21 protein-coding genes and 1 pseudogene are annotated in these 23,464 nt (G+C 61.1%); 7 read left to right on the top strand and 15 right to left on the bottom strand.

Annotated elements, in window-relative coordinates; genetic code table 11:
- Positions 1–442: 442 nt before the first annotated feature.
- On the bottom strand, positions 443–1,183 hold the full coding sequence (locus tag AC245Y_RS34890) for a response regulator transcription factor (RefSeq protein WP_020487174.1): 741 nt from the start codon (positions 1,181–1,183) through the stop codon (positions 443–445).
- A 612-nt stretch (positions 1,184–1,795) separates the two neighbouring features.
- Between AC245Y_RS34890 and AC245Y_RS34885 the strand changes: the two genes are divergently transcribed.
- Both AC245Y_RS34885 and AC245Y_RS34880 read left to right on the top strand, forming a co-directional pair.
- The gene (locus AC245Y_RS34885) at positions 1,796–2,506 is read left to right on the top strand and encodes a winged helix-turn-helix transcriptional regulator (RefSeq protein WP_017997459.1); all 711 of its coding nucleotides are present in this window, start codon (positions 1,796–1,798) and stop codon (positions 2,504–2,506) included.
- A complete protein-coding gene (locus AC245Y_RS34880) occupies positions 2,496–3,890 on the top strand; it encodes an amidohydrolase family protein (protein ID WP_012760254.1) in 1,395 nt (464 codons plus the stop codon). Before AC245Y_RS34885 ends, AC245Y_RS34880 begins: the two co-directional genes overlap by 11 nt.
- Before the next feature lie 136 nt (positions 3,891–4,026).
- Here AC245Y_RS34880 and AC245Y_RS34875 read toward each other — a convergent pair whose 3' ends face one another.
- The 10 genes from AC245Y_RS34875 to AC245Y_RS34830 form a co-directional block, all read right to left on the bottom strand.
- Entirely contained in the window at positions 4,027–5,388 is a 1,362-nt protein-coding gene (locus tag AC245Y_RS34875; protein WP_017997460.1) for an MmgE/PrpD family protein, read from the bottom strand.
- A 16-nt stretch (positions 5,389–5,404) separates the two neighbouring features.
- Positions 5,405–6,469, bottom strand: a complete 1,065-nt coding sequence (locus AC245Y_RS34870; RefSeq protein ID WP_017997461.1) for an ornithine cyclodeaminase — start codon at positions 6,467–6,469, stop codon at positions 5,405–5,407.
- Between the two features lie 357 nt (positions 6,470–6,826).
- A complete protein-coding gene (locus AC245Y_RS34865; protein WP_017997462.1) occupies positions 6,827–7,669 on the bottom strand; it encodes a carbon-nitrogen hydrolase family protein in 843 nt (280 codons plus the stop codon).
- A 17-nt stretch (positions 7,670–7,686) separates the two neighbouring features.
- Positions 7,687–8,340, bottom strand: a complete 654-nt coding sequence (locus AC245Y_RS34860; RefSeq protein WP_012760258.1) for an RraA family protein — start codon at positions 8,338–8,340, stop codon at positions 7,687–7,689.
- 43 nt (positions 8,341–8,383) lie between these two features.
- Complete coding sequence (locus AC245Y_RS34855; protein WP_012760259.1) at positions 8,384–9,250, bottom strand: TauD/TfdA dioxygenase family protein; 867 nt, start codon at positions 9,248–9,250, stop codon at positions 8,384–8,386.
- Positions 9,251–9,370: 120 nt separating this feature from the next.
- A complete protein-coding gene (locus AC245Y_RS34850; protein ID WP_012760260.1) occupies positions 9,371–10,459 on the bottom strand; it encodes an ABC transporter ATP-binding protein in 1,089 nt (362 codons plus the stop codon).
- On the bottom strand, positions 10,456–11,259 hold the full coding sequence (locus AC245Y_RS34845; protein WP_012760261.1) for an ABC transporter permease: 804 nt from the start codon (positions 11,257–11,259) through the stop codon (positions 10,456–10,458). Before AC245Y_RS34845 ends, AC245Y_RS34850 begins: the two co-directional genes overlap by 4 nt.
- Positions 11,256–12,155 carry an ABC transporter permease gene (locus AC245Y_RS34840; protein ID WP_012760262.1) on the bottom strand — a complete coding sequence of 300 codons (900 nt, stop codon included), beginning with the start codon at positions 12,153–12,155 and terminating at the stop codon, positions 11,256–11,258. The genes AC245Y_RS34845 and AC245Y_RS34840 overlap by 4 nt, the downstream gene beginning before the upstream one ends.
- A 9-nt stretch (positions 12,156–12,164) precedes the next feature.
- Entirely contained in the window at positions 12,165–13,208 is a 1,044-nt protein-coding gene (locus tag AC245Y_RS34835; RefSeq protein WP_017997464.1) for an ABC transporter substrate-binding protein, read from the bottom strand.
- On the bottom strand, positions 13,166–13,648 hold the full coding sequence (locus AC245Y_RS34830; RefSeq protein WP_172643747.1) for a hypothetical protein: 483 nt from the start codon (positions 13,646–13,648) through the stop codon (positions 13,166–13,168). The genes AC245Y_RS34835 and AC245Y_RS34830 overlap by 43 nt, the downstream gene beginning before the upstream one ends.
- A gap of 93 nt (positions 13,649–13,741) precedes the next feature.
- Here AC245Y_RS34830 and AC245Y_RS34825 point away from each other — a divergent pair, with 93 nt between their 5' ends.
- Both AC245Y_RS34825 and AC245Y_RS34820 read left to right on the top strand, forming a co-directional pair.
- Positions 13,742–14,374: a DUF433 domain-containing protein gene (locus tag AC245Y_RS34825; RefSeq protein WP_012760264.1), complete on the top strand. Its 633-nt coding sequence runs from the start codon at positions 13,742–13,744 to the stop codon at positions 14,372–14,374.
- Between the two features lie 8 nt (positions 14,375–14,382).
- Positions 14,383–14,748, top strand: a pseudogene (locus tag AC245Y_RS34820) (DUF5615 family PIN-like protein).
- Between the two features lie 15 nt (positions 14,749–14,763).
- On the opposite strand, the gene AC245Y_RS34815 reads toward AC245Y_RS34820, so the two are convergent.
- The 4 genes from AC245Y_RS34815 to traA are packed head-to-tail and all read right to left on the bottom strand — an operon-like array spanning position 14,764 to position 20,421.
- Entirely contained in the window at positions 14,764–15,375 is a 612-nt protein-coding gene (locus tag AC245Y_RS34815; protein WP_017997467.1) for a TraH family protein, read from the bottom strand.
- Between the two features lie 15 nt (positions 15,376–15,390).
- The gene (locus AC245Y_RS34810) at positions 15,391–16,545 is read right to left on the bottom strand and encodes a conjugal transfer protein TraB (RefSeq protein WP_012760267.1); all 1,155 of its coding nucleotides are present in this window, start codon (positions 16,543–16,545) and stop codon (positions 15,391–15,393) included.
- Positions 16,535–17,101, bottom strand: a complete 567-nt coding sequence (gene traF / locus AC245Y_RS34805; protein WP_012760268.1) for a conjugative transfer signal peptidase TraF — start codon at positions 17,099–17,101, stop codon at positions 16,535–16,537. The genes AC245Y_RS34810 and traF overlap by 11 nt, the downstream gene beginning before the upstream one ends.
- The gene (gene traA / locus AC245Y_RS34800) at positions 17,098–20,421 is read right to left on the bottom strand and encodes a Ti-type conjugative transfer relaxase TraA (protein WP_017997469.1); all 3,324 of its coding nucleotides are present in this window, start codon (positions 20,419–20,421) and stop codon (positions 17,098–17,100) included. Before traA ends, traF begins: the two co-directional genes overlap by 4 nt.
- A gap of 254 nt (positions 20,422–20,675) precedes the next feature.
- Between traA and traC the strand changes: the two genes are divergently transcribed.
- Genes traC through traG form a run of 3 tightly spaced genes read left to right on the top strand, consistent with a single transcriptional unit; the run spans position 20,676 to position 23,176 of the window.
- Complete coding sequence (traC, locus tag AC245Y_RS34795) at positions 20,676–20,972, top strand: conjugal transfer protein TraC (RefSeq protein ID WP_012760270.1); 297 nt, start codon at positions 20,676–20,678, stop codon at positions 20,970–20,972.
- A gap of 4 nt (positions 20,973–20,976) precedes the next feature.
- Positions 20,977–21,192, top strand: coding sequence for a type IV conjugative transfer system coupling protein TraD (traD, locus tag AC245Y_RS34790; protein ID WP_012760271.1), 216 nt, complete (start codon positions 20,977–20,979; stop codon positions 21,190–21,192).
- Positions 21,179–23,176: a Ti-type conjugative transfer system protein TraG gene (traG, locus tag AC245Y_RS34785; protein WP_017997470.1), complete on the top strand. Its 1,998-nt coding sequence runs from the start codon at positions 21,179–21,181 to the stop codon at positions 23,174–23,176. Before traD ends, traG begins: the two co-directional genes overlap by 14 nt.
- The last annotated feature ends 288 nt before the right edge of the window (positions 23,177–23,464 follow it).

Genomic DNA, 23,464 nt, shown 5'->3' with positions numbered 1-23,464 from the left:
CGCTCGATGCCAACTGCGGTTCACGCTCAACGACCGCTTTGCGCCCTCGTGTTGGCCCCCGGGAGCCGACATTGGCGATGACCTAAAGTTCATAGTCGCGCCACAAGCAGCCATTCCCGCAAGATCTGTGTGAGTCACGCCCTACTCGCCGGAACGCTCAGCCACCGATTACGGGGCTTTCCGACGGACCGACGTACCTCGCTCAGCTGGCGCCCGTGAGTGCAGACCGCAGGGCCGGCTCGCGCCAGTACGTCTCGACGTAACGCCGCGGCGCTTAAGCACTGCCGTGTGTGGACGCATCCTTGCCGTCGCCCTCTCTAACCGAGGCGTAAAATCGGCCGCCGGTGCAACAGTCTGAGGCCAGATAAAAGCCTTGTCCGGGCGTTGATGAAACAACGTGACATCGCCCCCTAACCGAAGAGCACTTACCCCGGCAAATTCGCTATCCATCGGCTTCAACAACCGCGGCAAAGAAATAGCCACCCATCCGCACGGTCTTGATGAGGATGGGGTTGTGGGGATTGTCCTCGATCTTGTGGCGCAAGCGACTGATGTGGACGTCGATGCTCCGTTCAATCGGGCCGGCCAGGCCTGCGTGAGTGGAGGCAAGCAATTCTTCCCGGCTGAGTATCCTGCCGGGGTTTTGACAAAAGACGACGAGCAGGTCGAACTCGGCCGCCGTCACCTCAACCACTGTCCCATCCGGTCGTCGCAATGCGCGTTGCCATGAGTCGAGGCGCCACCCATTGAATCGGAAGGGCTTTGACAGGCTATGTATCACGCGATCACGTGATGCCCGCCGCAACACGCTGCGGATCCGGGCAATCATTTCCCTGGTCCCGAAGGGACTGGAAATGCAATCATCGGCTCCGCTTTCGAAAGCGGCAAGGATGATGTCCTCACGCCCTTGCGCAACGACTGCGATGATCGGGATCGTGCTGACGGCGCGGATTTGCCGGCACAGACGAAGCGCATCTTCGGCCCGGACGACGGCGTCGAGGATCATCAAATCAAAGAGGTGCCGGCTGATGAGGGCACGCGCCCGCGCAAAGGTGACAGTCGTAGCCACCATGCCCTTGTGGATAATCGCTTCCGATAGCATCTGCCCGACGTCCCCGCCTCCAGCCGCGATCACGATCTCCGTTTTCTTCTCTCGATGCGGTTTTCCGGTGCCCGATCCCACTCCCGCCGTCCACAGTTTCCTGGCGCGCTATCGGCATGTGCATTGACGTCGCCGATGCTGAAGAAATCGCAGGTTGGGTTGGCGATGCCAACCTGCAATTTTGCGGGCATTGACAGCCTCGCCTCATAGACCGGGGATGGCAACAGGCGTGCTTCAGACGTCAATGACGCGATCTGACCTCGTCAATCGGCAGCCGGAGCCCGCCCGGGACTGTTGCCGCCGCTCAGGAAGTTCAAGCAGTGGACAATTTCCCGACAGACGCCGCCGGCAGGCAACGCAGTCGAGACAGGCAGATCCGCTGACGCCTGCCTGCGGGGAGGACGGGCCATTCGACGGTGAAGGCGAAGCATCATCCAAGCTCTTCATGCTGAGCGATCGTGCCACACTCATTTTCATCTCCGATTGTCGCTGATGGAACGAAGATGCGCGGGTTCGCCTGGGCTTTCCAATTCTGCTCGAAGGGCATCCATGCGAAATCACGATCAATCGGCGAAGCAGCGCGGAAGGCGGGACATAATTCTTAATACGCAAGGCGCACACAGCATTTGAATTTCCTCAGACACCGTGGGATCGTACGGCCTCACACTCCGCTCAGCCCCCGGTGAATGCCCTGTGAAGCCGATTATTGTCATCGGTTCAACGGACGCAGATTTCAGCCTGTTTGCCCGCCATATACTTCGGCAGACCGGCTTTGAGACGCTCCTGACGACCAGCGCGAATGAGGCGATCGCAGCGGCAAGGACCGCTGGAGTGCGGGGCGTCATGATCGATGGCAGGGTGGCGAATTCGGTTTCCGCCTGCGGAAGCTTGAAAGGCGATGCGACGACGGCTGGACTGAAGGTCATCGCGCTGGTCGGCGCCAACTCCGCCAGGCAATATGCCGATTTCATCAATGCCGGCGCCGACGAAAGCTTCGTGCGGCCTGTTTCACCGGACCACCTCCTGCGCGCATTGCACCCGCTTTCGTCACAGTTAGGCGCTTCGCAGGAGCTATTGTCATGCGGCGACATCGAAATGCATGTGCTGGCGCGGCGGGTCTGGAGGCGGGGCGTCGAGTTGCACCTCCCGCGTCTCGAGTTCGCCATTCTGCTGCATCTGCTCAAGGACCCCGGGCGCATCTATCTGAGGCATGAGCTCGCGTCGGCAGCCTGGCCGGCAGGTGTCTTCGTCGATCCAAAAACCATCAACGTTCACATTGGTCGGCTGCGTGAGACACTGACGGCGGTCGCGCCCACCGACCCGATCAGGACGGTTCGCGGTGTCGGCTATGGGCTCGTGGCAACCGGCTGGTCGGAAACGGAGGCCCCGTCAAATGCCCCCTGAGACTCAAATCGTCATCGTCGGCGGACGAATCGTCACCGGCGATGGAACCACGCTCCACGAGCGGGGGGTCGTGCGCATCCGTGGGACAAGGATCATCGACGTCGCGCCAGGTGAGGCCGATGCCCGAAGCGAGGCTGTCGTCCTCAACGCCGCCGGATGCACGGTCATTCCCGGTATCGTCAATGCGCATGCTCATGGGTGCATCCACGGCCCGTCCATGCCGAGCGGGTCGGTGCCCGTCCGGCCCACGGATGTCGACTACTTCAGAAACAGACATCTTCTGTCCGGAACAACCACCCTGCTCAACGTCTGCGGCCTAGCGCTGCCGGATGAGATCGATGGCCCCTCGAACCAGCGCCATGCGATGGATATCCATCTGACGACGGCGCATACCACGAGCAATCTGGCCGCGGCGATCGCGATTGATGGTGGCGGATTATCGGAGCGGCACAAGATCGCCCGCATCGATGACATGGTCGCCAAAGGCGCAAAGGCACTCGGAGAAGCAGGCGGCGGGCAGACGCTTGGTGGCGGGGCGCAGGACTATCGCTTTATACCTGCGGCTATAGAGGCCGCTACGGGAACATCAATCCATCCGAAGGAGGCGCGCGCACTCAAGGAAGCCGTGCTCGGCCGCTATCTCGATCGTGGCTTGCCCGATCTTCCGCGACTCAATGCTCTTCTAATCGAGTGCGGTCTCGCCGCTAAAATTTGTACGTCCGACCTCACAAAGCTGATCCGCGACACGGTGATGCCGCCCGTGGCGCTGTCACTGAAGGGTTTTGACGAGATCGCGGCAGCGTCTGAACGACTCAATTTTCCGGCGATCTTTCACAATGCGGCACCCACCGCGGCAACGCTGCTGAAGCTTGCGGAGACATATCCGAAGGCCCGCATCATCGCTGGGCATTCGAACCACCCGATGTTCCTTCCCGAAGAGGCAGTGCGTTTCGGGCTGCAACTGAGGGAGCGCGGCGTCGCCATCGACGTCTCGACGCTCGATTGCATCGAAACCCGCTGGCGCAATGACACCGCAAATATCGATGCTCTGGTCGAAGCGGGGCTCGTCGATACCCTATCGACAGACTTTGCCGGCGGAGACTGGGATAGTATTCTGTCGGCCATCCAGCGAATGGTGCGCAAGAGCCAGCTTTTGCTGCCGGCCGCAATCGCGCTTGCGACCGGCAACGTCTCGAAAACACTCCCGGAGCTTGCAGCCGATCGTGGCTTGCTGGAAACGGGTAAACGCGCCGACGTGGTCATCGTTGAGAACCACAATCTCGGTCGAGTCCGCCATGTCGTGGCAAACGGAGAGCTGGTGGTGTTCAACGCGGCGATGGGGGTTGGGGATTTGCACGCTTACGCCATGGCAGCGGGCCGTTAACGGGGCGTTGGACGCCGACCTCGGCGCCTTTGACCGCTTGCGCAATTGGGTGTCAACCGCCGAGGGCAATGCCCGTCATTGCGTCAGTTTCATCTGACGACAAGGATAGTGGTCGGCATCGGCTCGATGCCGTGTCCTAGCCTGGCGAACGCAGATGCCGCAGAAGTGGGTCCAGCTCTCCAGCCGCGAGGCCGAGGACGCCATCGATGATCGCCCCCTGCTTGGAAGGCGACAGGACATGCCGCGTGACGCGCAAAAACTTTTCTTCGATCGCCCGCCAGTCCATCGGACGCTGGGGATCGCCGGACGGGCCATCCAGTGCCGAGACGTATTTGTGCCGCCGTGTCTCGACAGTCACCTTCGCCAGAGTCTCGGCGGGAAAGAGCGCGTCGATCTCAAGATTGACGGTGATCCTCACCTGACGCGCGAGGTGAGTGAAGTCCGGCCGATTGAGAAGGCTCTCGCTGACGGGAGCAAGGGCGCCGCGGCCCTCGATCGCGGCAATGGCGACGCAATAGGGAAGACTATATTGAATGTCGACAAGGTTCGCGGGCGAAAGCAGGTTGCCGAGCTTGAGCGCCCAGCCGAAAGTCTCTACCTCCACCGAGACAATGTCCGCGGCCCTCAGTTCGTGAGCCTTCACAAGATCGAAGAGGCGATCGAGCGCCGGGTGTATATAGCGGCAACAGGCATAGGGCTTGAAATAAGTGCCGCAAATTTCAAAACGCTGCCCCAGTCCTTCCAGTATCCTCTGCCGGTCGTAATAGCCGGGATGATCGAGGAGATCTTCCGGCCCGGTATAGCCGTTGCGGGCGAGGTCGAGCGCCATAAGACCGGTGGCGGCACTCCAGGGAATCCCTTCCTTGACGTCATTGCCCGTGAGCCGGGAGTAGCCTGAACTTCCATTGGCCTGTTGATTGGGGGCAAGCACGCCGGCGATCGAAAGCGCCTGCGCGATCAAGGCCGGCTCGACCTTGAAGAGTGACGCCGCTGCCGCAACCGCGGCCAATGCGGCCCACCGTCCCGACTGCCGGGTCTGAATCCCTTCGGCATTTTGGGCCGCGGCCACTCTGACGCCGACATCATAACCCGAAACGATTGCCGACAGGACATCATCGGCTGAGACGCCGGCAAACGGCGCCAAGGTCAAGACGGTGGGAACGACACAGGCGCCCGGATGTCCGCGCGCTGCGCGATGTCCGTCGTCCAGGTCGAGCGCAGAGGCCGCGGTCGCGTTGGCGATCACGGCTGCGATGGGCATCACGGTCCGATCCGTCATCCAAATGGCCGCCTCGCCTTTGCCGAAGAGGGCGGTAGCGCTATTACGGGCCGCACGACTGCACTGAAGCGCAGCACCAGCAACCGCCGCCCCGATAAGATCGAGAATGCAACGCAAGGCGGTATCACGGGTGCTGACCGGGGGCGGAGCTGAGGAGAGCGAATGGACGTGCTCGGCGAGGAGGTGCGTGGTGTACATGGGATCTGTCGGCGTCTTCATAAGCTCAGACAGCCCTTCAGGTGTTTTCCTGCGTGCGAGCGAGATATTTTTCATAGGTCGCTTGCACGGCATAAAGGTCGAGCATCGGCAGGCCGACGCAGGTTACGCAAACCGGCGTGTCCGCCTCCCGGACCCAGTCGTTCGGCGCGGAGAGCTCCCTCACGCCAAGCAACGGACCGATCTCCTCCAGAGAAAGCCCTTTTCGGGAGAAGAGGAGGGCAATGCTTTGCGAGTTCCTGCGCGAGACCGTCTTGATGTCGTCACAGACGACGGTCCCGCTTTTCAAGGCTCGCTGCAGATAGGCTTCAGGCACTTCGTCTCCGCCAAGATGAAGCGTCACAGCCCCCCTGTTTAACTCCTCGTCCTCAAACAGCGGCTGGCGGGCATTCGTGGCGGTGATCAGCAGGGCGCATTCCTTCAGTCTTTGGTTGTCGGTTACGGCATGAAGCCGAAACGACGTCCGGTCAGCGAAGTCCGACAGCAGTCTTTCCACGCCTTCAATCGATCGGCTGCGGATGAAGATGTCTCCGATCAGGTCGGAACAGGCGAAATCAAGGCACTCGACCACACTTCGGGCGACGGGTCCCGATCCGAAAATGAAGCCCGACACAGGTACCCGGCAGCGAACAAACAGCTCAGCCACTTTCGACGCATAGGTGCCGGTTCTCAGAGCGGAAATCCCCGTCCCGTCGAGTATCGCCAAGGGCCGAAGCGTCCGTTTTTCCAAAAGGACGAAGGTCGACGTCGAGCGAGGCAGGCCAAGATGCCGATTGAAGGCGTTTGCGCCGATGATCTTGACGCCGCCATGGGTCGGATTGACGCAATAGAGAGCCGACAATTTCCAGCCGAGGCGCTCGTCGACGAAGTCACGCCTGAACGGGGCGACGCTCTGCCGCTGCCAGAACTCCTCCTCTGGAAGCGAGAGGACGGCCTTTCCTCCGACAGTCCTCCCGCTTTTGATATCCGCCCAGGCGGCATCCGTGGCTGCATGGATTTCCGCGATCGTGAGTTCCGCGCCGGCCGACTGCAGGTCCTGGCGGGTCAGAAAGCGGACATTGCAGTCCGTGGCATTGTCGAACATGGTCTCCTCCAACGACAAGACGTCGTTCCTCGAGGCGGAACCTAGCACCTGCCTGCGAACCGCTAGATCAAGCTTTGATGAAGCTTCAGCATCGTCGATAAAGAGAAGGTAAAGTTTCGGCGACGTTGGAGGCACGTCCGCCGGAACCGGTCGGCCGGAATTTTGCGCGCCAGCGCCGCAAAAAGGGACTGACGCGGAGGAGGTCGAATCGCGGCGTGGCTTCAGCTAGCGGTCTTTGAGCGATCTGGAGAGAGGAAAGCCCCAATCCAATGATCGTGACGCTCCACGAACTCGACCGGGCGCTCGAGGTCGGTCACGTCGAACTTGGCCGCATCGACGAGCCGCGGCGTTGATATCTCAACGTCTTGACTTGGTGCCGGGGGACAGGCGAACCTGCCTATCCGCGAGCAAAACGCGGTGCTCGGCCATCGGGATCAGGCGCCGAACCTCAGGCAGTCGAGCGGGGTCGATTTCGACCACAAGGACGCAGACGTCGTTTTCGGCCCGCGCCACAATCTGCCCCCACGGATCGCACACCATGGAATGACCGAAGGTCCGGCGGAGTTCCCCGTCCGGCATCGCATAGCTTCCGCACTGTCCGCAGGCCGCGAAATAAGCTTGGAATTCGATCGCGCGTGCCCGACACAGCACCTCCCAATGAGCCTGCCCGGTCTGGTAAGTGAAAGCAGCGGGCAGGACGAAGATATCGACCTTTTCCTCGGCGAGGCGATCGAACAGGCGCGAAAAACGCAGGTCGTAGCAGATTGCACAGCCGATCCGATGGCCGTCGAGTTCATAGATGAACAGATCGCGCCCCGGCGCCACGGCAGCAGACTCGGAATAGGTCTTTCCATCGGGCGCGGTGATGTCGAAGAGGTGAATTTTTCGGTAGAGGCCGACCTCCTCGCCCTTGGCGTTGAACACGACGGTGGTGTTGTAGACACGGTGATCCTGGCCGCGGCGCTCCATCAGGCTACCGGCATGGACCCAGACCGCGTTGTCCTTTGCGAACCGCTGAACGAGGACATATGCTTCGCCACCTGGTATGCGGTCCGCCGCGCGCCTCTTGTCGGCGACCGTCCCGCCAAGCCAGTCGAAATGTTCCGGCAGCACGATCAGGTCGGGTCTGCCGATCATAGCCTCGCGCATCAGCCGCGCGGCTTCGGCAAGATTATAGGCCCGATCGGGCTGCGAACTCATTTGAACGAGGGCGATTTTCAAGACCTCGGCTCCTCGTCAAAGTCGAAGATCGACCGGCCGGAGGCCAAATGAGACCGGACAGCCACCGAGCGCTTCTGGCGCTCCAATGCCGCGTCAGCAAGGATCCTCAAGCGGTTGCGATCGGCCACGAACACACCTTCATTGTCCGCAAGCACCCCATAGCCAGGCAGAACCGCGACCGCGCCGCAGGCGATTGGCACGTTGAGCGAGCCACCGATCTGAAACTGGCGGTTCGTGGTTTTGGCGGAGACGCCGCGACACCAGACGGGAACGCCGGTGGCAATGATTTCATCGACATCCGTGCACGGACCGTCGATAACGATGCCCGCAGCCCCCTTGGCCTTTGCGGCGGCAGCGACACCACCACCGACACAGGCGATGTCGTCGCGATCGACGCGCGAGATCACCAGGATGTCGCCGGGCAACAGTAGATCGATCGCCTTGTAGATGATGACGCCGTCACGGCCTGGAGCCGCGACGGTGAAGGCGGCACCGGCCACGCGGGCAGGAAATACGGGTCGGATATCACCGCCGACAAATCCCAGGTGCTCGACATGGCCGATGGTCGCCGTGTCAACCGATGACAGTCGCTCGATCAGGTCAGCGGGCAGGGGAGGGCTTCTGTCGATCATCTGATAGAACGCTGTCATCGATTGGGCTTTCTCGCTGTTCGGTCGGTAGGCCTGGATCGGCTCAGACCGGCCGTTCGCCGGAAGTGGTGGTGCGATGCATGATCCGGATGGACGCGGGATCGAAGGAGTCGCGGCGGTGCATGGTGCAACGATTGTCCCACATCATGATGTCGCCCTCATCCCATTGCTGCACGAAGATGTGCTTCGTGTTCGTCGTGTGATCCCACAGTTCGGCGAGCAGCGCGTCGCTCTCATCGCGGCTCATGCCCACGATCCACGCGCCTTCAGTCGTTCCGCCGAGGTAAAGCGCCTTGCGGCCTGTCTCACCATGTGTGCGCACCAACGGATGCACGATGCCGCTCCATTCGCGGAAGTCCTGGCTTTTCGGCGTGGACTTGCCAAGCCTGAGCTTGCCCGTCTTGTCGTAGACGTTCTGGAAGAAGATCTGGCGCCCATCGACGGCGTTCTTTAGAGGAGCCGGCAGCGTGTCATAAGCGATATAGGTCGAGAGGAAATAAGTGTCGCCGCCTGAAGGCGGAACAGCGACGGCACGCAGGATCGCGCCCGCCGGCGGGCGTTCGTAGAACCACGTATCGGTGTGCCACGTCGCCTCGCTATTGCCCATCGCACCGCTTGGCTTGCCATCCTTCATCGCATTGCTGATGACGAGGATTTCCGGGTGGGTCGGATGACCGCCTTCCTGCAATTGCTTGGGATGGATGACGAACTCGCCGAAGTGACGCGAGAACTGCACCTGCTGGGCGTCGGTGATGCCGGCCTTCTTGAAACGGACGACGCCGTATTGCAGCCAGAACTTTCGCACCGCCGCGACGTCGTCGGCGTCATAGTCATTGAAGTCGAAACCCTCGATATCGCCGCAGACATTGCTGGCATGCTGAACGGCGCGAAGCCTTATTTTGGTGAGCATTCCTAAAACTCCTGTTGCTGACCTTCCTCTAAGGTCGCGATGATCGTAGGGCAGGCGAGCGACGCATCACCAATATCGATTGGATCGGATTGATAGGCGTAGCGTATCGATCGCCATCGGCTATTCCGGCAGGACCTGGATGTCGTCTGGATCGATGGAAAGCGCAACGACGTCGCCGATAACTGGAAGTGAGGCCGACAGCGATGAGCGTGTGAGCACCGTCAAGACGACCTGCGGATCGATCTCGACCGCGAGCTCCAGCGACGGACCGAGGTTGATGACCCGGCGGACGGTTCCGGACAGACGATTGACGCCGCACCCGCCGGCGTCGCCGGTGTTGTTCAGCACCGCGATGTCTTCGGGCCGGATGCAGCAGAAGCGGGCTTGCTGACGGTTCGGCGGGCGCTTCGCCCGCAAGCTGATCGCGCTCCCGGACAGGTGAAGGTCGAGGGTGGCTTCCTGCTCACTCGTCCCTTCGATGGTGAGGATGTTCGATTTCCCGATGAAATCCGCCACGAATGAGCTCGCCGGATGACGGTAGATCGAAGCAGGCCCGCCCGTTTGGGCAATGACCCCCTGCCACATCACCACGATCCGGTCGGACATCGCCATCGCTTCTTCCTGGTCGTGCGTCACGTAGACGAACGTCATGCCCAGCTGCTGCTGGAGTTCCTTCAGTTCGAGCCGCATGGCCTCTCGAAGCTTCAGATCGAGATTCGAGAGCGGCTCGTCGAGGAGCAGGACGGATGGGCGTGGCGCAATGGCACGCGCCAGAGCCACGCGTTGCTGCTGTCCACCCGACAATTCCCTCGGATAGCGCGCGCCGTAGTCTTCAAGATGAACACTTCGCAGCGCCGACGCCACGCCGCTTTCGATCTCCGATCGCGCCACGCTCTTCATCTTGAGGCCAAAACCGACGTTGTCGGCGACCGTCATGTGCGGAAAAAGCGCGTAGTTCTGGAACACCAGTCCGATATTTCGCCGTTCTGGTGGAACGCGGCCCTGGCTCCTCCCGCGGATCCTGATATCGCCGAACGACGGCTGGTTGAAGCCGGCGATCATGTTGAGCGTTGTCGTCTTCCCGCAGCCGGAGGGTCCGAGAATACTGACGAACTCACCCTGCGGGATCTGCAAGCTGATGTCCTTCACGACGGAGATCGCCCCGAAGGACTTGCTGACGGAGACGAGTTCAATATCGATGCTGCTCATTTGCTGCCACCATGGAGTTTGACGGAAAAGCCGCCGATCTTTTCAAAAAGGAAGATCACCGCGAGGATGAAAATCATCGACGCGACATTGACCGCCGCCATCACCGGATCGAGGCTGTATTCGAGGTAATTGATGACGGTGATCGGCAGCGTCGTATCGCCTGGTCGAACCAGGAACACCGACAGCGGAATGTTGTTGAAGGAGATGATGAAGGCGAAGGTCATGCCTGACAGCACACCAGGCCTGATCGCTGGCAAAAGAATGTGCTGCACCCGCTGCCGCTTGCTCGCCCCCAGGATTTGACCCGCCCGATCCAGATTGCGGTCGAAGTTCGCAATAGACGTCGCCACCATTCTCACGACGAATGGCAGGGCGAGGACGATGTGGGCGGCGATCAGCGCAGGCGTGCCAAGGAAGGACTGCAGCCCGACCAGCGACAGGAACAGGACGATCGCTACGCCCTTGACGATCTGCGGCACCGACAGCGGCGAGAGAAGCACCGACATCACCGCTTCACTGCCGCGAATCTTTTCATAGACGATGGCATAGGCTGCCATGACGCCGATGATGCCGCTGACGATAGAGACGATCACCGCGACCTTGACGCTGAGCAGAAAGGGCAGGAGCCAGCGCTGCGAGACGAGGTCGCCGTACCACCGCGCCGTCCACTCCCACGGCCGGAACGTCACCGCGGAGGTCGGGCTGAACGAGGCCGCTATGACGACGGCAAGTGGCAGCGTGATGAAGGTGAGCACACCGGCCAGCATGAGCCGGAAGAGGACCGAGAGGAACCAGTTCATGCCGTGGCCCTCCCGGCGCCGCTTCGCTTGGTACGGTGCCGCGTTTCAAACCGCACGCCAACGAACGAGATCACCAGCATCAGAAGGAGAAGCGCATTGGCCATGACGGCGGCAAAGGGCCAGTCGACGTAGAAGAGGACCTGCTCGGAGATCATCGTCGCCAGGACTTTGAAACCGGCGCCGCCGAGAAGTGCTGGTGTCGCGTAGGCGCTCGCGGCCATGGTGAACGAAAGCAGCAGCGAGCTGACAATTCCCGGAACGGAAAGCGGAACGATGACGTGGCGGACGACGGAGACGCGCGAGGCACCGAGCATCTGCGCCGCGCGCTCGAGACTTTCGTCGATGCCCTGAATGCTGGTCATCAGCGAGAGAATGCCGAACGGCAACACGACGTGGGTCAGGCCGACGACGACGGCAAAGAGATTCTTCGAAAGCGGGAGCGGCGACGAAATAAGACCGAGGTCAAGGAGAACATCGTTGATGAAGCCGCGATCTTCCAGAATGATGAGCCAGCCGTAGGTCCGCAGCACCACGCCCGCAAGTTCCGGTGCCAGCGCAAGGGCAAAGACGACCGCGCGCCACCGGCTCCTGGAACGAGCCAGAAAATAGGCGACCGGATACCCCAGCACAGTAACCGCGATCGCAACGAGTCCGGACATGATGGCCGTGCGACAGAATCCAGCAACCGAAAGTCCGTCGGTGAAAAACCGTCGGTAGCTCTCGACGGAAAATCCACCGACTTCCTCTTGTGAAAAGCTGATGCCGATCATCAGTCCCATCGGAAGCGCGAAAAAGACGCTCAGGAATACGGCAGCTGGCGACAAAGCCATGTAACTGTAGGATCTCCTGATTGGAGATAGAGACGCCGCCGGAACCGCAAGTGTGATGGTGTTCATCGCGACCTCTCAGTCTGCCTGGGGAACGACATCGCGGTCCCACTGCTCGGCCCAGCGCGGCAGGCGCTCGGCGACGAGCGACAGGTCCGGAAGAAGCAGGGTCTTGAGGTCAGCTTCCGAGGTGATCTGCCGCGTGCGAATCGCCTCGGGGACCTCTACGTCGGTTCGCGCGCTCCCGACCTTGTAGCCACCGATCCACGCTTCCTGACTTGTCTTTTCCAGGAAGAAATCGATGAACTTCATGGCCGATTGCTTGTTTTGTGCACCCGCGGGCACGTTTAGCGTGGCGATGAGAGGAATGGTGCCTTCCTTGGGACGGATGTAGTCAACGGGCAAGCCGGCATCGACGAGGAGTTGAGCGCGACCGTTCCAGAAAGGCATGGCCCAGACCGTGCCGTCCTTGATGTAGCTTTCAAGAATGGCAGACGATTGTTCGAATCCAATGGACTGGCTGGCGACAGCTTCCATGGCCTTGAAACCCGGATCGAGATTGTCGACAAGGTCGCCACCATTGATCACGGACATCATCTCGACGAGGTAGATGGCCATGATGTTTTGAAACGTCGGCAGCACGATCCTGCCCTTCAGCTCTGGGGCGAGGAGCGCCGTCCAGGAGGACGGCGTGGCAAGCTTGTCCTTCCGGTAGAGGAGCGACAGGTACTGGACTTCGTGCACGGCACCGCAGGGACCGGCCGCGGCCGCCAATCTCGGCATGAGCTTGGCAAGGTTCGGGATCGTGGCCGCGTCAAGTTTCTCCAGCACGCCGTCACGGCAGCCCTGCACCGACTGCGAAGCGGTCATGACGACGACATCGAACCCCGGTCGGCCCCCGGTCGCCTTGATTTTCGCATAGTCCTGCGAGGCCGAGCCGACCGGATCATAAATGACATCGATCCCGAACTTGGCCTCGAACGGTTCGATGATCGCTTTTTCTATGATCTCCTCGTAGGGGCCGCCGTAGCTGTTGACCACAAGCGTTTCTGCTCGCAGGGGGGTGGACAGGATTGCTGTCATGATCGCCGAGAGCAGAATCCGGCTTTGCTTTGTTCCCATGGCTCGTCTCGCTTTTTTTGTGTTGTTGCCGTGGGGATGGTGGACAGCCGGCGGCCGGGGGTCCAATAACGATCGTCGAAGATTGTTGCCCCGCAGCTATCAATCGGGGGCCATCGCGATTTTCTCCCGACAATGGCAGCGATGACGATTTCGCATTCACAAGGTGGTTTTCTCGAAGCTTGGCGGCGCATCCCGTTCAGCGTTGTCTTCCCGCGGATCGCTATCCGTCGAATATCCGTGCAATGGAAATGATCGCTGCCCGCCCAAAGCCCAGCTTTCGCCGCGCGAGTTGCTTTGCCTGGTGTGAGCGAGACGAGGACGGACGGGCTTCGGAACGGCGATGGTCGCCGGTACCCTGAGGCGGAACCGAGCGCCACCATCTCGATGAAGCTCGCAAAACGCTCCGGCGCGATGTCGATGCCGCAATTCTTGGCCAGCACCAACGATCGCGAAGCTTCGATCGTTGCCTCGCAACATCATCGCTTCACGGCGCGCATCAGCCGCCTTATATATTCTTCTCAAGGAGAATGATTATGGTCCCTGTCTCACACATCTACACGCCTGCCGAGGCCGCCGCTGTGAGCGAGATTGCGATAAAGTCGGTGCACAACGCGATCGACAAGCGGATCGTCGCCAATCGTCCGTCCAGCACCAAGGGCCGAGCTCTTACTGAAGAGGATCTGCTTCGCTTGAAGCTCTGGTACGGCGTTGGATCGATCCTATCTGCCGAGCGCCGTAAACGAATGTTCGACACAATCGATGAGAACCCGGGCGCCGATACCGTAAGGGCCGACGATTACCTTATCATCGACGTCGCGCGGGCAAGGGAGCAATTGGCCGCGCGCGCAGAGGCGCTTCGAGAGGCTGGAAAATTGATCCAGAGCGTCAAAGGAGTTGTCGGCGGCGAACCGGTTTTTAAGGGAACTCGCGTTCCGGTGCGAACAATTGCCGCGATGAAAGCCCAAGGCGCGAGCACCGAGGAAATCGTCGAAGGCTATCCTTCGCTGACGGGGCGAATGGTGGGGCTTGCTGACATCTGGACTGCAGCCCATCCCGTTCGAGGACGGCCACGCAAACTTTCGGAGCTGGGCTTGACGGTGAAGTCGGAAAAGCGTCTTCGGCTAGCAAATGAGCGCGTTCCACAGTCGTCGGATAAGCCCTCTTAAAATTTCCGATCGACGAATGCCTCCACACATCACTCGTGGCCGTGGCTTAAGATCACGGCCACGATTGTTTTCACGTCAACTGGTTGGGGTTAAGCGGCGAGACCGACTGGGACCTGATGCCTCGGATCGTCGCGGAAGATTTCACCTTCGTGACGAACAACGCTCGCGACTTTCGCAAGCTCTACGCCAAGGAACGGCTCCACGCGGGTCTCGTGATTATCGTGCCGCAAGTGCTACCTGCGCTTCAACGGGAACTATTTGTTCTTATTCCGCGGGAACTGGTAGGGGTACAATATCTCGTCAACGAGGTGCTGGAAGTGACCATCGACGACGATATCGCCGTTCTGACGCGCTATCTGCTGCCGGAAACCTAGGCGTTTTCCAAAAGCTCATTTAGCGCCGATCCGGGACAGATCGATCCGCATTTCCGCTGTTCCGACAGGACCGCCATTCTCGCTGCCCTTGAGCTTCGAAGAGGCCGGCGCGCTGTCGGTGTCGGCGTCTTGTTCGGCAACGGGCGGGACGGTCAGTTTCACAGATACGTCAGGGTCCTTGGCTCGAAACACGCTCACGCCCTCGAACTCGCCGGTCTTCCAGGCATAGACGGCATCTTCGAATATCTGCGGAAAGACTTGCCTGTCGGTGGGATTGCCGTACCACTTGGCGACAATCCTCACCACCTTGGCGAACATCCCCGTGCCGAGGCGCAGATTTTCACAAGCCTCTACAAGATCAGGCTTGAGCTCAGAGACATCCTTGACGCCGATGCCGGCGGGGACCTGCGTGATCCCGACGCGAACCACCGCCTGGCCAACATATTTACGGATGAGGTCCATCGCCTCGTCCGGTGTTCTCGGCTTCGGGACGAGGATCAGCCGGCCACCGGCTTTGACGGCAACCGCTAACGGGTCCGAGGAGCCGGCCGCCTGGACGAATTGCTCGACAATGGCAGGCGTCAGTGAGGGATCGGCGCATTTTTCTATCATCGCGGCATCGAGCATGACTACCTCCTCAGCTCAGGTGTTGAATGAAAGGACGAGCGGTTTGGCGAAGAGACGCGCAAAGGCCCTGGCACTGGCCCGCTGGATGGCGACGATCGAGGTATTCGCGGTCCACCAGCCATTGCCGACGGCGACGATGACATCGGGATCGTGCAACATCGATTGCAGGGCGGGCCAGGCAACGAGCTGTTCGTAGCAGATCAGCGGCGCGACCTTGTAGCCGTTAAGGACGACAACCGGGTTTGCAAAAAAGTCCGCGCGCGCGCCTTTGCTATCGCCCCACCACGGCTGCCACATCGAGCCGGGAACAGGCATGCGCTGACGATACAGGACGCGGCCGCCTCCGGCCGACACCGCCACCAAAACATTGTCATAGCCATCGGCGCCGACAACGGATGCGCCGGCGACCACCGTCACGGGACTGCCGGCCAGAGCCCTGGTCCATAGCCGCTCGATGGTGGGCGTCCAGAAGCCCAGCGCACTTTCCGGCAGGACGATGTAGCCGACACCATCGCTAGCCACCTTTTGCACCGTTGCGATCAGGTCACGCTGTCGCTGAAGACCGGCCTCGCGTCCGAGCGAAGAACCCATTTGCCAATCGACGCCGCGCCATGACTGAGGTACTTCTGGATCGGTCCAGGTTAGCCCGGACCAAACCCACGCGCCTGCCAAAGCGATCGCGACAGCCGGCCAAAGCCGGGTTACGAGGCCGATCAGACCGGCTGTCGTGGCAGCCAGTCCCCACCACCCCCATCCCGGAAACAGAACGCCCGCCGCAGTGATCGGATGCGCCCAACCGGTAATTCCGAAAGGGGGTAGGGCCATCAGGATGCCAGCGGCCACGTACCGATGGGGTCTCTTGGTGCGAACCGATGTCCAAAGGACCGTGTAGACCCCGAAAAAGCTGACCGATGCCGCGAGCCAGAGCAGCAGTCCTGGCCAAAGGTCGGACGAATAGAAGGTGGCGACGCCTTGCGGCAACCCTCGTGAGGCTGCGAGGAAATATGCCGCAGAGACCAGCCCCGCCGCCATCCGATTGGGTGCATGAGCCCATAATACAGGAAAGGCGAGGGCGACTGGTAGGAGAAGCACCTGGCCGCTCCATCCGATCGAGGCGACGGCAAGGGCAAGGCCGATCAGCGCTGCGGTACCCACGTGGTCACGGCGCATAGGTGAGCACCTTTTGCGCCAGACCGAGGATGCCGGACACGGGTAAAGGACCGAAATAGCGGGAATCGTAGGAGCCCGCGAAACCGGAATGCAGAACGGCGTGTCCAGCTGGCACGGTGCCACTTGCAAAAGCCGAAAGAGCTCGACCTTTTCCATCTGCTCTGGCGACTGCCGAATTTGCCACGGTGATGCCATCGACGAACATGGCTGACCTGATCTCCACCCTTTGACCCTCGGTGGCGATCACCGTTTTGATCAGCGGGGCAAAACCGCCCGGGCACGAACCGGAGCGCAGATAGCCGCGCTGTCGGGCCTCGCGCATCCTGTCGTTTTCCGGCGGGCAGATGAAGACGACATCGCCGACCGCGGGGGACCGATCGAGTGCTGCGACCCGCCAGAGGCCGAGCGGTTCGCTTGGTGTCATATTGATGCGGAACCCACCGGCGGCGGCGGCGACGGACAAGACAAACGCCAGCAAGGCCGCGGCCAATAATAGCGTCGCGGCGGGGTGAATTTTTTCGTGTGTCGGGCACTGGCGCCTGATTGTCGGGATCATTTCAGCGAAAGTCCCTGGCTCCTGGTCTGCCGAAAGGTCTCGGCCTGCTTCAGCGCCTCGGTCGTTCTCTCATGAGCGGAGAGCTGCTGGATGGTCCGCATCGAATTCCAGGCGGCTTGTACCTCCGCCTTTTGCGCGGGGTTCATCCCTGCCGTGACGGACTTGAAGGTCTCTCCGCTCGGATCCTTCGACGCGATGCCGAGGAAGGTGCGTTCGCCGAACCGTTGCGAGACGGCTTTGGCGAACCGATCGAGTTCGGCCTTCACCATTTTGACGGCAAGCGCATATTCGAGACCGGCGGGAAGATCATCGCGGTCGATCGCATCACGCACGCGCTCGAGCGTTTGCTTTGCGGGAGCAGAGAGCGCGGGGATGTCGACCGAGACTTGCCGGCGAACCGCGCGTTCCTCCGTTTCATGCTTGCGTTCGATCTCGGCCCGCTGGCGAAGATAGCGTTCGAGATTGCGGGCCAGAGCCGGCACGTTGGCAATCGCCCGTTCGCGGTCCTGCTTGTCGCCCCCGTTGGCGAACACGCCCGTCTTACCCCTCAATGCACCGAAGCGCTCCGGTTCGCCGGCGATCTTTGCCAGCGTGGTTTTGGCGATCGCCTGATCCTTGAGCATCGCGTCGACATTCACCGCCTTGAAGGCGCTTTCCGGCTGGGCGTAGACGAGATGGAAGCGAGTGGAGACATCCTCCCATTGTTTTTTGAGACCGGGATCTGCTGCGAGCTTGTCCTCGACGGACTGGTCGATGGATTTCGGGAAAGTGGAAATGCCAGATACCATGGGCTTCGACTCCTTGGCCTTCGATTTGGGTGATGTTTTGGCGCTGGCGGCGCGCCCGAGTATCACGCCAATTGCCGCCAGGCGGGCGCCGAGATCGGCGAGCTTTTGTTTCTGCCGTACGACCCATTGGAGGCGATCGTGGGCGATCGTGCGGGCGACGTTCATGAGATGCAGGCCTCGCGCCTCGGCGAAGCGCAAGGCTTGGCCGTACAAAGAGCTCTTCTCGTAGTCGAGCGTCGTCTCCTTGGCGTTCCGGCGCGACAGGATCGGGATAAGGCCACCGGACTTCGCGAAAGAACGTCGGCCGTAATAGATGGCGAGATCCTCGCGATGGCGCGTCATCGCCACATAGGTGAGATGACGGTCCAGCGAAAGGGAAGCAAGCACCTTGACGCGATCGACGGTCGCGCCTTGGCTCTTGTGGATCGTCGTCGCATAGCCGTGGTCGAGCTTGTTGTAGAAGCGCTGCTCGATCGTGACCAGACGGCGATGTTCCCCTTCGCCAAGTGCCACCACGAGCCGCCCAGCTGCAGCGTCGATCACCTTGGCCAACATACCGTTCTTGACGCCAAGGCTACCCTCGTTCTTCAGGAACACGATCTGGTCCCCGGCCGCGAACATGCGGGTTCCGTCCTCGGTCTTGAAGGCAAAGCCGTCCGCGAGGATGCCGCGCTCGACCAGCTTGGCTCGAGCCATATCGTTCAACATCCGAACGTCGCGCCGAAGGTGTGCGAGGATCAGGCTGCTCTTCGAAGGATCGTAGTCGCGATCCCAATCGGCGATCAGGCTTTCGACGGCCTGCGCCTTGAGGTCCAACCCCCTGACATGCCCATGGGCACGATAGGCATCAACCGCTTGGCCGACATTGCCGCGCCCCAGATCGAGCGAGGCGTCGCGCATCCATTGCTGGCGCTGACGATAGATCGTTTCGAGCTCGGCATAGCCGATCCGGTCGGCGATCGCCCGGAAGGCAGCTCCCGCCTCGATCGGCTGCAACTGTTCGGGGTCACCGACGAGCACAAGCTTTGCGCCGGCCTTGCTCACGGCCTCGACGAACAGCGCCATCTGCCGCGACGACACCATGCCGGCCTCATCCAGCACGAAAACGGTTCTCGTGTCGATCTGGTCGCGGCTCTGGTTCCAGCGCAGCTCCCACGACGACAGCGTGCGGGACTGAATACCGGCTTCCTTCTCCAGGCCCTCGGCTGCTTTGCCGGCAAGCGCACCACCGACGACACGATAGCCGGACGCTTCCCAGGCTTCGCGCGCCGCCTTCATCATCGTCGTCTTACCGGCGCCGGCGCGGCCGATGACGGCGGCGATCCGTTCGCCGCCAGCCACACGTTCGATCGCAGTCCGCTGTTCATCCGACAGACGGGCATGGCGCGCAAACGTCGCCTCCAGCACCGCCTCGCGTACGCCATGAGAGGCGCGCCCGGACAGCCAGATAGCCCGGCTGACCATCTCGGCTTCAAGCCGGATCATCTCCCGCGTCGTGTACTTGGCAGGCGTCCGGATACCAGTCGCAAAGTCGATCCGGTCACGTTCGAGCCGCAGCGCCTCCGGGCTCTGCAGGATCCTCACCATCAGGTTCTGGAACAGAGCGGCATCGTCGATATAGCGGTGCAGGATCTTCGCCACGTCGCGTTCATCGAAGACGCTCTTCTCCCGCGTGATGAGGTCGAGAACGATTTCCGGACGGCGCTGTATGCGTCGGGCATTTTCCGTGCGGCGGTCTTCCTGCAGTTCAATGCGTTCGAGCTTTGGCGACCATGCCGACGACCTTGCGTTGGCTTGTTCCGCCTTGCGGTCGATCGCTTTGGTGCCGACACCGAGATGGATGGTCGGGGTCAGTTCGATGCCCTGCTTTTCAAAGGACCGCCCGTCGACGCGGATGTCGAGACCGGCAAGGGCAAGATGCCTATTCTGACAGGCGAACCAACCATCGCGAATCGTATTAAAATCGTCTGCGCTTCCCGCCCAGAGTTCATAGACGATCTTGCCGGCATCGTTGCGCATCGGGTTACCGTCCGGACTGGTCACCGCAATCTTCTTTGCGCCGAACCCGCGCTCTGTCAGCGGCCTGAGCGTCGTCATCAGATGGACATGCGGATTGCCCGGTGCGTCGTGATAGACCCAGTCGGCGACCATGCCCTTCGACGTGATGTGCCGCTCCACGAAATCCCGGACGAGAGCAATGCTCTGCTCGGCAGAGAGCTCGATCGGAAGGGCAATGGTGACGTCCTTGGCGAGCTGCGCGTCCGATCGCTTTTCGAACGCCTCGACCTTGTTCCAGAAGGCTTCGGACGCTCCGGACACCGACCTGTCCGCGATCATGGCACGCAGCCATGTGGGAGCCCCTGCCGGAATGACGAACTCCTCATACAGGAGACCACGCTTGCGGGTGTAGTCGATCGTCCGGGCTTCCCGCTCATAGTCCATCTTCGCGCAGTGCCGGTAGGCCGCCGACAGCACGGCGCTGCGGCCGGAGCCACGGGCGACGATGCTGACGGAGAAATGAGGGACGGCCACGGCGCAGTTCCTTCCCGGTTGCGAACGAGTTCATCGCGTTCGTCGAGAGCGGCGGGCCAAATCGGCCTCCAGCAAGGGCGTCGCGTCAGCGACGTATAATTGCGCCCTTGGAAGCCGCTCCTCCGGAACGGCCGGGATCATGACCGGAAGTGCAGGTTGCGCCTACCCGCATTAGTGTCGGTAGATTGGCAGGTCGGTCTGGAGGAACCTCACAAACGTTCGAAGACGAAACGGCAGACACGGGACCATCTGGAATGAAGAAACACTCCTCGAAAATCCGCGACGAAATCGCCAAACTGCAAGAGCAACTTAAAACCGCCGAGACCCGCGAAGCGGAGCGGATCGGGCGGATCGCGCTCAAGGCTGGCCTTGGCGAGATCGAGACTGACGAAAACGAGCTGCAGGCGGCGTTTGAGCACCTGGCCGAACGGTTTCGCAGGGGCGAAGTCGTTCCCGCCGAAGGAAAAGGGGCAAACGAGCATGGTCGCAAAGGTGCACAAGCCACACCGGTCGCGTCTGGCACGGCTGCGGGCGGCGATAGCGAGGCTTGAACGGATGGCGAGGACGAAGACATTCGACGCCCGCAGGAAGGACACACGCGAGAAGATCGAACTTGGCGGGCTGATCGTCAAGGCGGGCCTACGATACGAAAAGCGCGCGCTGCTGCTCGGGGCGCTGATCGAAACAGCACGACGCATCAGGAGCGATGAGGATGAGCGATCTCGGCTCACGGCGATCGGATCGGAGGCCTTTGGCAATGACGGCGAATAAGATCGCGCTGGTCAGCGTGCCCATAGCACTGATGATGCTCGTCACCATCGGCATGACGGGTATCGAACAATGGTTTTCCGAATTCGGGAAAACCGAGACAGCGCGGCTGACCCTCGGTCGGATGGGAATCGCCTTGCCCTATATCGCGTCAGCCGCCGCCGGCATCATCTTTCTGTTTGCGAGCGCCGGCTCAACGAACATCAAGCTCGCCGGATGGGGTGTTGTCGGCGGTAGCAGTGCGACGATCGTGATCGCCGCGCTGCGTGAGACCGTGCGACTTGCCGCAATTTTCGACCATTTTCCGGCAGTTCGATCGGCGCTCTCCTATGCAGACCCGGCAACGATGATCGGGGCAGGGGCGGCGCTGACGTCGGCCGGCTTTGCACTTCGCGTAGCACTTGTCGGCAACGCGGCGTTCGCGCGCTCCGAGCCGCGCCGTATTCGAGGAAGGCGCGCACTGCATGGAGAAGCCGAGTGGATGAAATCGACGGAGGCCGGAAAGCTCTTTCCGGATACCGGCGGCATCGTCGTCGGCGAGCGCTACCGCGTCGACCAGGACATAACGGCGATGCGGTCGTTCAGGGCGGATTGCGTGGAGACGTGGGGCGCCGGCGGCAAGTCGCCGCTTCTCTGCTTCGACGGCTCGTTCGGATCCTCGCACGGCATCGTCTTTGCCGGCTCAGGCGGTTTCAAGACGACGTCGGTGACGATCCCGACCGCGCTTAAATGGGGCGGTACATTGGTCTTGTTGGATCCGTCAAACGAAGTCGCGCCCATGGTGATCGGGCATCGGACAAACGCCGGACGCGACGTCCGCATCCTCGATCCAAGAACCGCCGACACGGGCTTCAATGCGCTGGACTGGATCGGGCTTCATGGCCGCACGAAGGAAGAGGATATTGCCGCCGTTGCCTCATGGATCATGAGCGACAGCGGCGGTGCTCGCGGCGTGCGCGACGATTTCTTTCGCGCATCGGCGCTGCAGCTGTTGACCGCATTGATCGCCGACGTCTGTCTATCCGGCCGCACCGAAGAGAACGACCAGACACTTCGCCGGGTCCGCAAGAATCTGTCCGAGCCCGAACCGAAGCTGCGCGCGCGACTGCAGTCGATCTACGACAATTCGAGATCCGACTTCGTAAAGGAGAACGTCGCCGCCTTCGTCAACATGACGCCAGAAACGTTTAGCGGGGTTTACGCGAATGCGGTGAAGGAGACGCACTGGCTGTCCTATCCGAATTATGCGGCGCTTGTCTCGGAGTCGAATTTTTCGACCAACGACATTTCCGCGGGAAACACGGATGTCTTCATCAACATCGACCTGAAGACGCTGGAGACGCATTCGGGTCTTGCTCGCGTCATCATCGGGTCCTTCCTGAACGCGATCTACAATCGTGATGGAGCATTGAAGGGCAGGGCGCTGTTCCTTTTGGACGAGGTGGCACGCCTGGGCTACATGCGGATTCTGGAGACGGCTCGTGACGCCGGCCGAAAATACGGCATCACGCTGACAATGATTTACCAGTCGATCGGCCAGATGCGAGAAACCTATGGCGGCCGCGACGCGGCGAGCAAATGGTTTGAGAGTGCGAGCTGGATCTCGTTTGCTGCCATCAACGATCCGGAAACGGCCGACTACATCTCGCGGCGCTGCGGCATGACGACGGTCGAGATCGATCAGGTCAGTCGCAGTGTCCAGTCGAAGGGTTCATCGCGCACGCGCTCGAAACAGCTTGCCGCCAGACCGCTCATCCAGCCGCACGAAGTTCTGCGCATGCGGGCCGACGAGCAGATCGTCTTCACGGCAGGCAATGCGCCGCTTCGATGCGGTCGTGCGATCTGGTTCCGTCGTGACGATATGAAGGCTTGCGTCGGCGAGAACCGGTTTCATTCACCGGACAGCGGCAGGAAGGAGCGTTCGAATGCGATAAATCTCGCAAACACCGATGAAGCTACGTCGGATGTAGCGTCTACCGGGATCTAGGGGAAATCGACTGGCGACGAACACCGTAACGCCGTTCAGGAAAACGGTGAGACCGTGGTCGTCCGGCCGCTTGCGGCGCGGCATTCCGACACTCGTCATCTGGGAGGCGGTGATCGGCGTCGCCAGTTGGCAGTACCTCCATCCGACGGGAGAGGAATAGGGGTTTGGGGAAAGGGAGGAGGGAACCGTCCTCTTTCCTCATGGGAGGAAGTTTGAAGGAGGGGCTTGCACTTCCTTCATGGGGTGAGATTGAGAGGGGCGGCGCAGCCCCCCTTTCACAGCCGGGCC

This window comes from Rhizobium sp. SRDI943, assembly GCF_057653695.1.
Note: the sequence above shows the minus strand (reverse complement) of the source record. Positions and strands in the feature narration are given on the sequence as shown.